14 protein-coding genes are annotated in these 16631 nt (G+C 43.5%); 6 read left to right on the top strand and 8 right to left on the bottom strand.

Features of this window, described 5'->3' with window-relative positions; all coding sequences use genetic code 11:
- Positions 1-116: 116 nt before the first annotated feature.
- Positions 117-2342 carry an NADP-dependent isocitrate dehydrogenase gene (locus R7070_RS07520; RefSeq protein ID WP_005378404.1) on the bottom strand — a complete coding sequence of 742 codons (2226 nt, stop codon included), beginning with the start codon at positions 2340-2342 and terminating at the stop codon, positions 117-119.
- A 311-nt stretch (positions 2343-2653) separates the two neighbouring features.
- Between R7070_RS07520 and R7070_RS07515 the strand changes: the two genes are divergently transcribed.
- Positions 2654-3355 carry a pseudouridine synthase gene (locus R7070_RS07515; protein WP_017634731.1) on the top strand — a complete coding sequence of 234 codons (702 nt, stop codon included), beginning with the start codon at positions 2654-2656 and terminating at the stop codon, positions 3353-3355.
- Positions 3356-3440: 85 nt separating this feature from the next.
- Here the strand turns inward: R7070_RS07515 and R7070_RS07510 are convergent, their stop codons facing one another.
- On the bottom strand, positions 3441-4118 hold the full coding sequence (locus R7070_RS07510) for a DUF2057 family protein (RefSeq protein ID WP_017634732.1): 678 nt from the start codon (positions 4116-4118) through the stop codon (positions 3441-3443).
- Between the two features lie 76 nt (positions 4119-4194).
- On the bottom strand, positions 4195-5274 hold the full coding sequence (locus R7070_RS07505; RefSeq protein WP_005378424.1) for a porin: 1080 nt from the start codon (positions 5272-5274) through the stop codon (positions 4195-4197).
- A gap of 516 nt (positions 5275-5790) precedes the next feature.
- Between R7070_RS07505 and dinG the strand changes: the two genes are divergently transcribed.
- The 5 genes from dinG to xthA all read left to right on the top strand — a co-directional run bounded on the left by dinG (position 5791) and on the right by xthA (position 10272).
- Positions 5791-7866 (top strand): ATP-dependent DNA helicase DinG, encoded by a 2076-nt coding sequence (gene dinG / locus R7070_RS07500; protein ID WP_017634733.1) that lies wholly within the window; start codon positions 5791-5793, stop codon positions 7864-7866.
- Positions 7867-7880: 14 nt separating this feature from the next.
- Entirely contained in the window at positions 7881-8666 is a 786-nt protein-coding gene (locus tag R7070_RS07495) for a sulfite exporter TauE/SafE family protein (protein ID WP_171344559.1), read from the top strand.
- Positions 8663-9208, top strand: coding sequence for a primosomal replication protein (locus tag R7070_RS07490; protein WP_171344558.1), 546 nt, complete (start codon positions 8663-8665; stop codon positions 9206-9208). The genes R7070_RS07495 and R7070_RS07490 overlap by 4 nt, the downstream gene beginning before the upstream one ends.
- Entirely contained in the window at positions 9208-9372 is a 165-nt protein-coding gene (rsmS, locus tag R7070_RS07485; RefSeq protein ID WP_256900316.1) for a pleiotropic regulatory protein RsmS, read from the top strand. The genes R7070_RS07490 and rsmS overlap by 1 nt, the downstream gene beginning before the upstream one ends.
- 93 nt (positions 9373-9465) lie before the next feature.
- Complete coding sequence (gene xthA, locus R7070_RS07480) at positions 9466-10272, top strand: exodeoxyribonuclease III (protein WP_256900315.1); 807 nt, start codon at positions 9466-9468, stop codon at positions 10270-10272.
- A gap of 93 nt (positions 10273-10365) precedes the next feature.
- Here xthA and R7070_RS07475 read toward each other — a convergent pair whose 3' ends face one another.
- The 5 genes from R7070_RS07475 to R7070_RS07455 form a co-directional block, all read right to left on the bottom strand.
- Complete coding sequence (locus tag R7070_RS07475) at positions 10366-13086, bottom strand: ImpA family metalloprotease (protein ID WP_318141179.1); 2721 nt, start codon at positions 13084-13086, stop codon at positions 10366-10368.
- A gap of 154 nt (positions 13087-13240) precedes the next feature.
- Positions 13241-13918: an ABC transporter permease gene (locus R7070_RS07470; protein WP_005378435.1), complete on the bottom strand. Its 678-nt coding sequence runs from the start codon at positions 13916-13918 to the stop codon at positions 13241-13243.
- 3 nt (positions 13919-13921) lie between these two features.
- Entirely contained in the window at positions 13922-14662 is a 741-nt protein-coding gene (locus tag R7070_RS07465) for an ABC transporter permease (RefSeq protein WP_005378436.1), read from the bottom strand.
- Positions 14663-14743: 81 nt separating this feature from the next.
- A complete protein-coding gene (locus R7070_RS07460; RefSeq protein WP_005378437.1) occupies positions 14744-15514 on the bottom strand; it encodes an ABC transporter substrate-binding protein in 771 nt (256 codons plus the stop codon).
- 83 nt (positions 15515-15597) lie between these two features.
- On the bottom strand, positions 15598-16368 hold the full coding sequence (locus R7070_RS07455) for an ABC transporter ATP-binding protein (protein WP_005378438.1): 771 nt from the start codon (positions 16366-16368) through the stop codon (positions 15598-15600).
- Between the last annotated feature and the right edge of the window lie 263 nt (positions 16369-16631).

The raw sequence follows: 16631 nt of genomic DNA, 5'->3' as shown, positions 1-16631 counted from the left end.
AACCCGCCAAGATAGCGGGTTTCTTACTATTTAGAGCACGTGTTACAAAAGGAACACTTACAACGCACTTACAGGATAGGAAACACGCCGAAAACGACGTGTTTTTTAACACTAACTTACTTGTTAATGATTGCGTTAAAGGTTTCGCTTGGACGCATCAATTTAGAAACCAATGCATCGTCTAGTAAGTAGTAACCTCCTAGCTCACCTTTCACGCCTTGCGCATTATTTAGCTCAGCAACGATCGTTTCTTCCTGCTCTGACAGCGCTTTTGCAATTGGTGCAAATTCAGCAGCAAGATCCGCATCATCCGTTTGCTCTGAAAGCGCTTTCGCCCAGTAAAGTGCAAGATAGAAGTGGCTTCCACGGTTATCTAGCTCACCCACTTTGCGTGACGGAGATTTGTTGGTGTCTAAAAACTCACCGGTCGCTTTATCTAGTGTATCTGCTAGAACCTGAGCCTTAGGATTGTTTGTCGCTACACTTAAATGCTCTAACGACGCTGCAAGCGCTAGGAACTCGCCCAAAGAATCCCAACGAAGGTGATTCTCTTTTTCTACTTGTTGAACGTGCTTAGGAGCAGAACCACCAGCGCCTGTTTCAAATAGACCACCACCATTCATCAATGGAACAATAGATAGCATCTTAGCAGACGTACCTAACTCTAGAATTGGGAACAAGTCTGTTAGGTAGTCACGAAGAACATTACCTGTAACAGAGATAGTATCTAGGCCCGCTTTCATACGCTCTAGTGAGTACTTACAAGCTTCAACAGGAGATAGGATCTTAATCTCTAGACCGTCAGTATCGTGATCTGGTAGGTAGGCGTTTACTTTCTTGATGAGCTCAGCATCGTGCGCACGGTTTTCGTCTAGCCAGAATACAGCTGGAACACCTGTTGCACGTGCGCGAGTCACTGCTAGTTTAACCCAATCTTGGATTGGTGCGTCTTTAACCTGACACATACGGAAGATATCACCTTCTTCAACCGCTTGCTCTAACAGTACGTTACCTGAAGCATCAACAACGCGAACAGTACCCGCAGCGTCTAGAATGAATGTCTTGTCATGAGAACCATACTCTTCTGCTTTCTGAGCCATTAGGCCGACGTTAGGTACGCTCCCCATAGTGGTTGGGTCAAATGCGCCGTGCTCTTTACAGAAATCAATAACCGCTTGGTAAATACCTGCGTAGCTACGATCTGGAATCATCGCTTTGGTGTCTTTTTGTTTACCATCTGGTCCCCACATTTGACCCGAAGAGCGAAGCATTGCTGGCATAGAAGCATCTACAATAATGTCACTTGGTACATGTAAGTTTGTGATACCACGATCAGAGTCAACCATCGCAAGTTCTGGTTGAGTTTGGTAAACCGCTTGAATGGCCGCTTCAATTTCTGCTTTTTGCGCTTCAGGTAGAGACTCAATTTTTGAGTAAACATCACCGATGCCATTGTTTACATCAACGCCTAGCTCTTCAAACAGCTTACCGTACTTATCGAAAACGTCTTTGTAGTAAACTTTTACTGCATGACCGAAAATGACAGGGTCAGACACTTTCATCATCGTCGCTTTCATATGAAGAGACAGCAGCACGTCTTGTGCTTTCGCTTCAGCAATCTCTTTCTCGAAAAATTCAACCAACGCCTTCTTCTTCATTACTGAAGTATCAATGACTTCTTTATCTAGTAATGGGAACGCAGACTTAAGCTCTTTAACTGTACCATCATTACCGACAAACTCGATTTTGACCTCTGTTGCACCAGAGATAGTTGTAGACTTTTCGCTACCAAAGAAGTCATTGTCTGACATGCTCGCAACATGGGACTTAGATTCTGCTGACCATGCACCCATTGAGTGTGGGTTTTTCTTCGCGTAGTTCTTAACCGAAGTCGGAGCACGACGGTCTGAGTTACCTTCACGAAGTACTGGGTTAACCGCACTACCTTTGATTTTGTCGTAAGCCGCTTTAATCGCTTTCTCTTCGTACGTGCTCGGCTCTTCTGGGTAGTTTGGTAAATCGTAACCTTTCGCCTGAAGCTCTTTAATCGCCGCTTTAAGCTGAGGAACTGAAGCTGAAATGTTAGGTAGCTTGATGATATTTGCTTCTGGAGTTTGAGCTAGTTCACCAAGCTCAGTCAACGCATCGCCAATGCGCTGTTCTTCTTTTAGATGCTCTGGGAAGTTAGCGATAATTCGACCTGCTAGTGAAATATCACGAGTATCTACATTGATGCCAGACGATGCTGTGAATGATTGAATGATTGGTAGTAATGAATAAGTTGCTAGCGCCGGCGCTTCATCAGTGATGGTGTAGATAATTGTAGGTTTTTCTGTAGGCATGAAATTTCCCTATTTTTTAATCAACTTGTTGGCTGATCAACTCAGCGTCTGAGTTGGTTTAATTGACGCATTGCTGCGCGTTAGCAGTACATGTCTCCTCACTAACGCCACATGCGGTTCGCACTCTTTGTTGTAGTTTGAAGCTCTAAGCTCTGAATCCATGAGTGCACTGATATAATTAAACAAATAACACGAATTAGTCTATCATTCTGTGCGCGTTTGTTAGTTTTAGGCGCGCAAATCATATCCGATCATGAGAAAACTTAAAACTTTCAAACACAGTTCATTTACATTTTTGCAGGGTAGTTAACATGTCATCTCGTACAGGTCAGGAAAAAGGTCGCAGTCGTAACCAGTCTAAAACGGGCCATTTTAAACACTCAGGAGCTCGCAATGGCTCGAAGACTCGTACTCAGCAAGACCGCCGCCCTAATCGCCCAACAAAAAGCCAAAAGCCAAAAGTGGCCCCTAAAGATCGTAAAGTCATTATTTTCAATAAGCCTTACGATACGCTCAGTCAATTTACCGATGGCGATGGTCGCAAAACGTTAGCGGACTATATCCCAATCAAAAATGTCTATGCGGCTGGCCGATTGGACCGAGACAGCGAAGGTTTGATGGTACTCACTAACGATGGCATCTTGCAGGCGAAGCTAACGCAGCCAAAGTCAAAATCGCCGAAGACTTATTGGGTTCAAGTTGATGGCGCTCCTCAGGAGCAAGATCTTGAAAAATTGAGAAAGGGAGTAGAGCTAAAAGATGGTATGACTCTACCAGCCGAAGTTGAAGTTATTCCAAAACCACAAGTCTGGGACAGAACGCCTCCGGTTCGTTTTCGCGCAAATATCCCTACCACTTGGTTAGCCATTACCATTATTGAAGGAAGAAATCGTCAGGTGCGTCGCATGACTGCGCACATTGGCTTCCCTACTTTGCGCCTCATTCGTCATTCGATGGGTGATATCGTCCTTAACGACCTAATGCCTGGTGAATGGAGAGAAATCTCTCTCTAATAAGCAGAAAAGATAAAAGCAGGCTTAAAGCCTGCTTTTTAGATTCGTACTTTTTCAGTTAAGCCCTATCTAATGAACTAAGGGATTACTGCTCAGCAAGCCAGTTTTTAAAGGCCTCTTTTTCCGCCGGAGACGCTTTCTGGTACATCGTCTTTAATACATCAACCATTGGGCTGTCGTTCGATGCGGCTGTTGAACGGGTATCACTAGTCTCAACTCGAGGCTCGATATCACTTACTGATTGTTGATGCTGATTCACAGTTACATAACTAACGGCAACACTCGCGATACCGCCAGCAATATTGTAGTTGCGAGATTCTTGAGGGTAATTACGACCAATTTGAACACCATCTGACTCTAATACATCTTCGACCAAAGCAATAGGTTGGCCTTTGGTATCCAGTAATTGCCAATCTAGAGGCGAGATGTTGTTTTGCGCTTGGCGAAGAGTTTTAAACTCTGGCAGTTCAAACGTTAGCTTTTCGTTTTCAGCATCAAATTTAGCAACGATTACATCACTGTAAACCGTCTTAAGGTTTTCGTTAATTTCGAATGTAGGTTGATATTTGAAGACAATTTGATTCGTTCCGTCAGGTAGTTCGATTGTCTTCTCACTAGAAAAAAGACCACCTTCTAGATCTGGCTTCTCCATGTTGACGGCCAATAACTTCACGTCTTCTGGAACCACTAAAGTCGTTGCAGCGTAGAGGTTTGTACTGGCAAAAATAGACAGTGCCATTGCCACTTTTAATGATAACTGCATAGAATTTTTCATCCTTATCTTCATAGTAAAAGACCCAGCATATAGCTGGGTCTTACAATATCAAACTGGGTATTGATTACCAGTAGAAACGAGCACCAACACCGAAGTTAGTTGCGTCGTCTGTGTCTTTGTTGTCGAAGTCAGTACCTTCGAAAGTGTAACCCGCTTCTGCGAATACACGTGCCCATTTAGAGAACTTGTATTCAACACCAGCGTAGAACCAAGAAGAGTCTGCGTCTACTTTACCTGCTTCGTCAGTAGACTGAGCTAGGTACTCGTAACCAGAGTATAGAGTTGTTTTAGGAGCAACAGCGAACATACCAGCTACAACGATGTAGTGTGAATCAACTGTTGATTTACCTAGCTTATCTTCGTTTTCGTTGTAGTAGTACGTAGCACCTAGAGTGTGCTCGTTTAGTGCGTACTCAGCAGTTACTTCAAAAGATAGGTTTTCGTTATCAGTACGCTCTGTGTGAGAAACTGTTTGCTCTACACCATTAAGAACTAGTTTTTTCTCTTTAGTTACGTTGATGTCGTTGTTCGCAGTAAGTACACCAGCGTGTAGAGATAGGTCGTTGAAAGATTTACCAACGAATACTTCTAGTACTTCTTCGTTAGAATCTTTTTCGCCTAGCGCGTAACCAGCTTTTAGCCAGAACGCGTCATTTTCGTAAGCGTATTTGATTTGAGAATCGTTGTTCCAAGCGTGACCGTATGCAGTTTCCGCTGCGTTACCACCGAAGAAGTAAGAGTAATCTGCGAAGTATACGTCATCAGCCCAAGTACCTTCTTTACCGAAGCGAAGAGTACCCATATCACCCATATCAAAACCGATGATGTGGCGACGTACGTATACAGAGTCATCTGTACGCTCGCTTGAATCAGCACCTGCGTCGTAGTTGTCACCTAGAGCAACACCGATTTCAACTTCACCCAGAACTTTTAGGCTTTCGTCAACAACGTAAACCGCGTTCACACCAGTACGAGAAGAGCTAGTGTTTAGCTCTGCTGTGTGATCAGTTTTTTCTGTGAATAGAAGAGTTGGACGTAGCTGACCGTAGAAATCTACAGAACCTTCTTCAGATTTGAATACTTCAGCTGCGTTCACTGAAGTTGCAGACGCAACTACAGCTAGTGCTAATAGAGTTTTTTTCATAATTAATCCACTGCCTTTTCTTAGTTCGGGATATCCTTGTCCGGTTCCCTTTTTTTATATGTTTGAGGTAGAGCGTTAACAAAACGTTATACAGCACCTCCTCAAAATCTGGAGCTAAGAGTGCAAAAGATTATTCTGGCTGTCAAATTTTCTAAATACCAATGTAAAAAAAACAAAATACCATTATAAAACAACAACTTGATAAGTTTACCTTTATTTATTCGACGAACATCTAACCAATCTCCATTATTATTTGTAATTTACAAAATTATTAACAAATGGTTTTTTAATCCAATAAGTAAATTTAAAAAAACAAAAAAAAGAATAAAAACCCACAAATCAGACCCAAGTTGGAGTTTTATATTTTTCATATAATGAAATTAATTTCATTAAGATAAGGTTCAATATTTTTTTGTGAAGGAGATCTACATTCCTTATAAAAGCATTCCGTTTTGTGAACTACTGTACAACTAGTGATGTGTGCTACTATTCGCCTCCAACGCATTTGAGGCCCGTATGCTGACCAGTAACATTCAAAAATCGATTCGTAATAGCTATCAAAACCTTCAAGATCAACTTGATAACTTTGTGCCTAGAAGAGCACAAAACTACCTTGTTGCAGAGATTGCAAAAACGCTGTGCGGTCAGTATCACAAATCTAACCGAATACTCGTTGCAGAAGCAGGGACTGGAATTGGTAAATCGCTCTCCTATCTAATGGCGACCATTCCCGTGGCTGTACATAACAATAGAAAAGTGGTTATCTCAACGGCGACCGTCGCTCTGCAAGAGCAGCTCATAAATAAAGACCTCCCTCTTTTTCGTCGGATTACCGACCGAGAGTTTTCTTTTATTTTGGCAAAAGGCCGTCAACGCTATTGTTGTGCAGAAAAGCTCGCTACTGCTAGCGGTGCTGATGGTGGCCAGTTAGCCATGTTTGAAACCAAACCTAAGCAAAAAGATATAGAGCTGTTAGAAACAATGCATCGCTCTCTTGCGCAAGGTAAATGGGACGGTGACCGTGATTCTTGGCCTAAACCCATCGACGATAAGCTTTGGCAACTGATTGTCAGTGATAAACACAGTTGCAATAACAGTTTACCAGGCCACCGCGGCTGCCCATTCCAAAAAGCGCGCTCAGAGTTGGATAAAAACGATGTCATCATTGCTAACCACTCTCTCGTCATGGCAGACGCAGATTTAGGTGGCGGCGTGATTTTACCTGAGCCAGAAAATACGATATACGTCTTCGACGAGGCACATCACTTACCTCACGTCGCTCGTGACCATGCTTCAGCATCTGCGAGTTTAAAAGGTGCGGCAGCATGGCTTGAGAAGTTAAATCAGTCGATTAGTAAGTTTTCATCACTCGCAGACGAGAAACGCGTAGCTCGATTTCGCAACGACCTTCAAGACGCGGTTCAGAACTTGATACCGGCACTGACTCAATTGCCCAAACAGTTCGACCCAGCTCAATTTGAAGAGGGTATCTACCGCTTCGAACACGGTGAACTACCTGAGTGGCTAGAGAACCAATCCAAAGAACTAAAACAGTTCAGTAAAAAAGCAAATCAGAGCGTGGCAAAAATTGCCGACCTTATTGCGGAAAGAGTAAAAGACGGGGAGCTTGCGACAAGGTTGGCTGAACCAGCGCTTGCAGAGCTCGGTTTCTACATTCAAAGGTTAGAAAACCTAGCGCAAGTATGGCATTTAATGGCTGAACCAACTCGTGAAAAAGGTGCGCCTTTAGCTCGCTGGTTAGAAACCCACCCCGATCGCGAGGGTGATTTCATTGTGAGTGTTTCGCCACTTGAAATTGGATGGCAACTCGACCAACAGATTTGGAGCAGATGTATTGGCGCCATTTTGGTTTCCGCAACGATGCGTGCATTAAACTCTTTCCATTACTTTTGCCATCAGGTTGGTATTGATGGAAAACCAGAATCAGGCACTCAGTTTTTAGCGCTTGCGTCACCATTCGATTACCAAAACCAGGCAGAATTGCTCATCCCTGCGATGAAATATGAACCACCAGCGCCTCAATTTACTGAATATCTTATCGAGATATTGCCTAAGTACTTGGAAGACAAGAAAGCCAACTTAGTATTATTCTCATCCTATTGGCAGATGAACCAAGTCGCGAAGGCACTCTCTTCGGAGTTCATAAAAAAAGGCTGGGCGTTGCAAGTTCAAGGTGAAAGCTCACGTCAAGAAATTCTAAAAAAACATAAAAAGCTAATAGAATCAAATAAAACCAGCGTCTTATTTGGTACTGGCAGTTTCTCTGAGGGGCTAGACTTACCTGGCGAATTACTTGAAAACTTGGTGATTACAAAAATTCCATTTGGCGTTCCAACCTCCCCTGTTGAGCAGGCTCATTCCGAATACATTGAGAAAAAAGGAGGAAACCCGTTTATGCAAATAACTGTACCAGACGCAAGCAAAAAGCTGATCCAGAGCGTAGGTCGCTTACTGCGTAAAGAGAGAGATTCTGGTAGAGTAACGATTCTTGATCGACGCCTAGTCACTAAGCGATACGGACAAGCCTTAATCGACTCACTACCTCCATTTAAACGTAAAATAGAATATTAGAAGAATCACCATTTATGGAAATGATTGAGCCAACCATGCTGTTGGTGTTGGCGCTTGTCGCTTTTGTCGCAGGATTTATTGATGCAGTTGCCGGTGGTGGTGGCATGCTTACCGTACCTGCTCTACTTTCGCTAGGCTTGCCGCCTCATATTGCACTAGGCACCAATAAACTTGCCGCTACCTTTGCTTCTTCTACTGCAGCATTTACGTACTACAAAAAACGTCTATTCAAACCTCAATGCTGGAGGCGTGCATTCGTGGCAACACTCATCGGAGCCACATTAGGTACGCTATTTGTAGATGCGATTAGTACGGATTGGCTGGAAAAAGGATTGCCGCTTGTTATTTTGGCGGCAGCGTTGTATACCGTTTTTCATAAAACACCCCACTCTGCTCATCAAAGTCCAATACCCGAGCCTTGCCCAAAACTTCATAAAAAACAGTACATGCAAGGCTTATCCATAGGATTCTACGACGGACTCGCAGGGCCTGGAACTGGGGCTTTTTGGACAGTAAGTTCAATGGCGCTGTACCGGCTGAATATCTTGCTCGCCTCTGGCTTAGCAAAAGCAATGAACTTTACCAGTAACTTTACCTCTTTGATCACTTTTGCATTCCTCGGACATATCAACTGGGTGCTAGGCTTAACAATGGGAGTATGTTTAATGGCTGGTGCTTTTGTTGGCGCGCACTCCGCTATTAGATTTGGTTCTAAATTCATTCGTCCTGTATTTGTTACTGTCGTCAGCATACTAGCCATTAAATTGGCTTATGACGCATGGTTTGTAGGTTTGTCATGAACATTTCTCAACTCCAGGAAAATCTAGAACAAATGGCGAAGCAAGCCGCTGTTCTTGACCGTCAAAGAGGCGAACATCATGTTCCGCTTTTTGATGAGCGTTTATTTGGTTGCCGCTCTCGCTTACTTACTCCTTGCGTAAAAGAAGCAAAAGCCACGCTGGATGCGATTGTGCGTGAGCAAAATGAAGGTAAGCTCACCGCTTTGCGTGCTGAGTACCTCACTGAACGGTTAGTGGCGCAAATCGGTGCGATTCAACGCGAGATTTCTACCACTAAAATTCGTAAGAATGAAATCAAACATAGCAGCTATTTCCGCAAGCCTATCAACGTGCTTTATCAGGAACTCGCTCAACACCAAGAGTGGGCAAGACGCTTGCGCGAGATGGTGTTATTAAAAGAACGTGCTGTCGAAAGCGCTCCGAGTTTTATGCGTGCCGATGCTCAAAAAGTATTACTAGCAACCGAGCAACGTTTAGCGCGTTGTGAAGCAGCACTTCTTAAGCTAGAGAACCAAATTACACATAGGGAAAAACATCAATAATGGCTGACCAACCAACCTCGCCTTTAGATGACGCACCTGAAGAGATCAAACTGGCTGTCGATTTAATCTATTTGCTTGAGAGCAATGAGATAGATCCAGAAGTTGCGCTTAACGCTTTAAAGATCGTGCAAAACGACTTAGAAAACAAATTAAAAGTAAAGTAGCTCAGAGCGTTTCACTCCTTTCACCGAGACTCATTTTCAGTGCTCTTACACAATGATACTATTCATAAAAAGTACGCCCCAAAAGGATAAATAATGAAAGTAATCAGCTTTAACATCAATGGACTACGTGCGCGACTGCACCAACTCCAAGCGCTAATCGACAAACACCAACCTGATGTGATTGGTCTTCAGGAAATTAAAGTTCACGATGAAGCATTCCCGATTGAAGCTGTCGAAGCCATGGGCTACAAAGTGTATTTTCATGGTCAAAAAGCACATTACGGCGTAGCAATGCTTTGTAAGCAAGAGCCTCTACACGTACAAAAAGGGTTCCCGACGGATAACGAGGAACATCAAAAGCGCATGATCATGGCAACGTTTTTAAATGAAAACGGCGAAAAGGTCACTGTACTAAACGGCTATTTCCCTCAAGGGGATAACATCAGCCACGAAACCAAATTCCCATACAAGCGCCAATTCTATAAAGATCTGATGACCTACTTAAACGATCATCACAATAACGACGAGCAATTGATTGTTATGGGTGACATCAACATCAGCCCTATTGATGCAGATATCGGTATCGGCGAGCCAAACCGTAAACGTTGGCTAAAAACAGGTAAATGTTCATTCCAACCTGAAGAACGCGAATGGTTGAAAACCTTACTAGACTGGGGCTTTATGGACACCTTCCGTAAGCTATACCCAGAGGTGAACGATCAATTTTCGTGGTTTGACTACCGTTCTCGCGGTTTTGATGATAACCGTGGCCTACGAATTGATGTCATTTTGGCAACCCCTTCTCTAGCGGAAAAGTGTATTGAATCTGGTATCGACTATGAGCTTCGTGGTATCGAGAAGCCTTCAGATCACGCACCAATCTGGTCAACATTTAAGTAATATATTGCAAAGCTATAAGCGAGACTCAACGCTAAGCTTAATCCAATAAAAAGGGAGACTCAGTCTCCCTTTTTCATACAAATTACCATTTAATCACTGATTCAGCGGCCAAACCGTTTGACCATCAACAGTTATCGGTGTTTGTGCAAATTCGTTCAGACAGTAGCCTGTATTACTACTTGCAAAGTAAGTGAGCGGCATCGGCGGTAGATTCAGCGCCACAACCTGCTGTTTCGCTTTTTCTGTGAGCGAGAACCCCCACATATCGAGATAGTTAGTCATATCTCGCTGAGAGATGTAGCTCAGAGCAATAAGCAACCAGTCGTTGTTCGAGATGCTATTTGCTTCTTCCCGAGAGTAGTTGGCGAAACCAATACTCAATCGTCTCTCATCCCAAAGCGCATCGTCCGATTTTAAGCGGTTAAACTCACGTTCAATCAGGTGCAAGCGCGCCAATAAATGCCAACCATTTTTAAGCACACCTTCATGCTGCGCCGCCATCATCATTTGAATGTAAACACGAGCGCCCCAACTCCAACTGGTTTGATTTTGCGCAGCCATGTATGCGTTTGGATCCGCTTGAGTTCGGCTAGCTTGCAATAATTCAAACTGGCCTTTGAAATCCAAGCTTTGGCAAGTTGAAACTTTTCCCGTATTCTGGAAGAAACGAGACTTACTGTAATACGAGTAGTAATTGGTCGTTGAATGCCCTTCCCAGCCTGAAAATCGGAATCGACCTTTTTCTAAACCATGACCAAGCTCATGTAAATCACCGTGACCGAGTGGGCTGAATGACCAGTAAGCATCGTAAGGGTTACCCGAACAACCATAACCACACGTCGCTTGGTCGGCGTTCATGTGCTTCACTATATCAATATTGGCGATTTCCCAACCTTGGTTTTGGGCGTATTGAATAATTTCAGGCACTTCATCTATGCCCGGCCCTTGGAAACCTGCCAGCACATGCGGGTAGTTGTGAACATATTCTTCTGTTGCAAGCGCCATTTCCGAAGGGGTAGACCACATTTCATCGTTGACCGACTCCAACATTTTGTCGCGCTTTGAGTGTACTTCAAACCCAGGAGTGATCAGCTCAGCCCAATCGAATAAATTGGCTTCTAACTGTTGAATAAAAGCGTCGTTGTCCTTCTCACTTCTCCAAACTGGATGCTGTGCCACATGATTAAATTTCAGTTCAACCGGAACATCATTTTTGTCAAAGTGAACCTGTACTGGACCACCATAAGGAGAAGTCAGCGTGATGGTTTCACCCGGCTTCACTTCATAGCCGAATGAAGTCAGCAGTTTTGGTCGCGTGTATCCATCTTTGCTGAACTCATGAGTTGCACCACTTCTTAAAGTGTTGATGACAATCTTAGTCGCCACATCATTGCTGTCATTACGTTTAACCGTAAAGGTTTCCCCAGAAAGCGCATACACACCAGCCGAACGGAAGTTACGCTTTGATTCCATATTAATCGTTGCACTGATTCTCTTTATGTCAGGGCTAAACTCACTACGGCTGAAGTTCCCCATATTTGGTTGTTTTGGGTTTACGCTTCGGCTGTTGTATTGCACGTAATCGGCAAAGTACGACTTTAGGAATTCGGTCGTTTGGGTTGATTGTTTGTCCATCGGGAAGACAACCGTTTGACGATAATGATCAGCCAGCAATACCATGAGTTTTTCGTATTGGTAGCCGTTTTGATTAAACAAATCTACTTTTTGTTCATCAAGCTTTTGCAACCAATGGCGAATGCTGTTTGCCCCTGCATAAAATTGACTGTCCATATTCGCAGTGTCAGGGCAGGATTTGTCATCACACTTTGACAAGTCAACGTTGAAATTTTGAGATTCAAAACGAGACAACAGCGCTTGTTGTGTGATGACAGAGTCCGGCACAACGTTCATCAACGATGAAGGTTCCCAGTCGACCAAGCCTAACTTACGCCAATAGTTATCTCCCACATAATCAACATGGAATTTTTCCAAAATGTCTTGGCCAAGATCAGTTAGTCCTCCATCCCAATGCAGGTATAGAACAGGAATTTGGGCTTGCTCAGCGTATTCCAGAGCGTCGAGTACTGGTTTGTTGGTATCTCCAGATTGCAGATGCTGTGACAAGATCAATAAGTTTGGAGTATTGGTTTGCAAGCAGCTAAGTAGCTTCGAACCATCGCATAGGTTGGCCTCGTTAAACGCCAACTCTTGTGAAACATTGTCTTTTAGCCAATTCCGAGTCGCTTGCTCATCCGGAAAGTAATAAGACTGATCCATTTGCGCGATGACGACGTTTGAAGTAACTCCGCCCGACAACCAAGTGACCAGGTTACTTAACCATTGCGTCATCGCCGCGTTGGAAGAGTCGGGAAAACGTTGTGCCGTTCTAAATGGGTTACCTAATAGTGCGTAACGTTGACCATTAGACTTTTCCCCGGCAACGCCAATTGACAGAGCTTGATCTTTGTAACCGCTTGCCATGGCCTTATTGGTCATCAAGATGGTGTCGTTGAAGCCATACTGAGGTGCCAAGATCGCGGCATCATGGGTTGGATCCCAATAAAGACCTGAAAGGCTTTTCGCAATTGCAGATTTGATCGTATTCGACTGCATCTTGTGAGCTTCCACAACCTGATGACTTTTACGAATGAAATCGCTCGGGTCAGAAACGAGCAGTGCATTACCAGTTTCCAGAGCCTGTTGAACTGGAGCTGGCGTTGGTTTTACTTGAGCATTAGGTTGTGATTCTCCCTCTCCCCCACCACATCCTGTGGCTAAGGCGGCAATGCCCAACGATAGAATTGTTTTTTTCATTTTTACTTACTAAACAATGAGTTTACCGAATGTTAATGTAAGTTGATGAATAATAAGAAAGAGTCTTTTACATCGACTGGAAAAATAGGAATGAAGATAACAAAATTATCAAAAGCAATAGCACCCACTCCGATGCTATTGCCTCTATTGATAATTAGCTTAAAGGACGCAGATAAGCTAAGAAACGCTTCTCTGCCACTTTGAAACACCACAAGATCATAAACGTCAGTGCCATGTAGAACAGCCCCGCCGTCAGGAAAGACTCAAATGGTGCATAGTAGCGCGAGTTAACTAGACGCGCAGCACCAGTTAAATCCATGATGGTAACGATGCCCGCGACTGCACTTCCGTGCAGCATAAATATGACCTCGTTGGAATAAGCTGGTAATGCTCGACGCAATGCACTCGGCAAGATAATACGTCTGTATGTCATAAACTTACTCATGCCATAGGCTTTCGCAGCTTCCACCTCACCTTTCGGCAAACCATTAATCGCACCACGAATAATTTCTGCGGTGTAAGCCGATGTATTCAGAATAAAAGCGACCAAAGCACAGAACCAAGCGTTCTCCCACAAGGTATCTTTCACAGGGAAAAACTGATCCATGCCGTAGTAAATCAAATACAGCTGAACCAATAGCGGCGTTCCACGGAAAAAGTAAATGAATCCCCAAGAAGGTAAGCTTAGAGCGTAATTGGTACTATTGCGTGCCACGGCTAATGGGATAGAGACACACAAGCCAATAACCAACGCTAATCCCACTAACCAAACTGTTGTCCAAAGCCCCTGAAGATAAGTTGGAAAGCTTTCAATAATCAAAGAAAAGTCCATAACTTACCTCGCATGAATACTGAACTTACGCTCAACAAGCTTGAGTAGCCCGGTCGAAACGCTGGTAAAAAATAGAAAGATGAGCGCGACAGCCATGTAAAAGGTGAACGGCATTTTCGTTGTACCTGCTGCCAATGAGCTCATTCTCACCATGTCATCCAGACCAATAATGGAAACTAACGCTGTGGTCTTAAGTAACACTAACCAGTTATTACCAAATCCAGGTAATGCATGACGAATCATCTGAGGAAGTAAGATTCTTCTAAACGATAAAGCAGAACTCATCCCATAAGCTTTCGCCGCTTCTAACTCACCCTTGTCCACCGCCATGATCGCTCCACGAAAAGTCTCCGCCATGTAGGCGCCAAAGATAAAACCAATCGTGAGTACACCAGCTATAAATGGGCTGACATCAATATAATCAGGTAAGTAAGACGTCCATTCATGGTTTGGATCACTCGAGGCAAACCACTCGTTGAGCGTTTCGTTGATGGAGTAAAGGCTGTTATTTAAAAGTATTTGTCCACCAAAGAAAATTAGCATCATCAGAACCAAATCTGGAATGCCGCGAATGACTGTGGTGTAAAGAGTGGCAATCGCCCTTGCCCATTTGTAAGGTGCTAACTTAGCTAATGCGCCAAGCATGCCTAACACCATGGCGAGAATGAGTGAAAGCACTGCAACTTCTATTGTTACTAAAGCTCCTTTCAAAATCGAAGCTTCGTATCCTTGTAAATCTAGCATAGGTGAGTTCCTAATCCCTAAACTCAAAAAATCGACCGTTGACTACTTCTAGGAACAAGCCAACGGTCGCTTAATTACGGTTTATTCACCGTACACATCGTAGTTAAAGTATTTACCAGCAATTTCTTGGTAAACACCTTTCTCACGTAGTGAAATAATTGCTGCGTCGAGTTTCTTCGTTAGATCTTTGTCTTGTTTACGAACAGCGATACCCATACCTTCGCCAAACCATTTTGGATCGGTTAACGATGGTCCAACAAACTCATAAGCTTCGCCACCTGCTTTGTTGATCACACCCTCTTCTAGAGCAGAAGCATCACCTAAAACAGCAGCAATTCGACCATTTTCTAGATCAAGATACGCTTCATCAAAAGAGCCATAACGCACAATTTCAACATCATCGCCGTAGTTGTCAGTTAAGTACTTGTCATGTGTCGTCGCACGTTGCACGCCAATTTTGACATCTTTAAGATTATCAAAATCTAGACCCGCACCTTTCTTAGCGATAAATTTATTTGGAATTTGTGCGTACTTGCCAGTGAAATCGACTTTTTTCTTGCGCTCTTCAGTGATAGACATTGCTGCGATGATGGCATCGTACTTACGTGCAAGCAGAGAAGGAATAATACCATCCCAATCTTGAGCGACGATTTTGCACTTCACTTGCATCTCTTCACAGAGTGCATTTGCCATGTCTACGTCAAAGCCTTTTATTGAGCCATCAGTTTCTGTCCAGCTAAACGGAGGGTAAGCGCCTTCGATACCAAAGCGAACTGTTTTCCATTCTTTCGCTTGGGCAACACCTGATACTGCCGTTGCAGCAATCGTTGCTGCTAATAACCACTTTTTCATTTCCATACTCCTGTGATTGCTATTTTATTTCGTTTTGTTTGTTGTGTTGGCTTAGGAGGCAATAGTCTGCCGCCTAACAAATATTAGTAAATGGATGAGATAAACTGCTGTAATCGTTCTGAATCCGGGTTTGTAAATAGCTTAGCTGGATTTCCCTGTTCTTCCACTAAGCCTTGATGTAAAAACATCACATGGTTTGATACGTCACGCGCAAACGCCATTTCGTGCGTGACCACCAGCATAGTTCGCCCTTCATCTGCCAAATCTCTCATTACCCCCAGAACTTCTCCTACAAGTTCTGGGTCAAGCGCAGAAGTTGGCTCGTCAAACAACATCACCTCTGGGTCAACTGCTAGCGCACGGGCAATAGCTGCACGTTGCTGCTGGCCGCCAGATAAGTGCCCAGGGTAATAATCTTTACGCTCATACAAGCCTACTTTCTTAAGCAAGACTTCTGCATTTTCAATCGCTTGAGCTTTTGGCACGCCTAAGACATGAACAGGCGCCTCAATCACGTTTTCTAGTACGGTTAGGTGAGACCAGAGGTTGAAACCTTGGAAAACCATTGCCAGGCGTGAGCGAATACGTTGGACTTGCTTTTCATTAGCAGGAACAGATTCACCTGCTCTGTTGTTCTTCATTTGGATTAATTCACCATTTACCCAAATTTCGCCCGCGGTAGGCGTTTCTAGCAAGTTGATACATCTGAGAAAGGTACTCTTACCTGAGCCGGAAGAGCCAATGATGGAGATAACATCTCCTTTGTGCGCGGCAAGTGAAATGCCTTTTAAAACTTCATTTTGTCCAAATGTTTTGTGCAGGTCTTTTATATCTAGCGCTGGTACATCATTCATGCGCCCTACTCCCTGTGTTTTTGTCACTGCAATTAAGGGACTCCGCCCTCTCTAATTCGGAACAAATTAGCACCGCCCTTTGAAACTTGCAACAAATTATTAACCTAAATAATTCGAATAGAAAGATACGATAGACAAATTAATATGCAATATATAGCAACATATTCTTCAAAAGTTGAATATTAAATATAAAAAAGCCCCTTTCAAAGGGGCTTAATAAATTTACAAAAGTGTTAATTGAAACCTATTCGAGGTCGCAATGA

The sequence above is a fragment of the Vibrio sp. 1557 genome (assembly GCF_033340175.1).
GTDB lineage: Bacteria > Pseudomonadota > Gammaproteobacteria > Enterobacterales > Vibrionaceae > Vibrio > Vibrio alginolyticus.
This window is presented reverse-complemented; position numbering and strand designations above follow the sequence as displayed.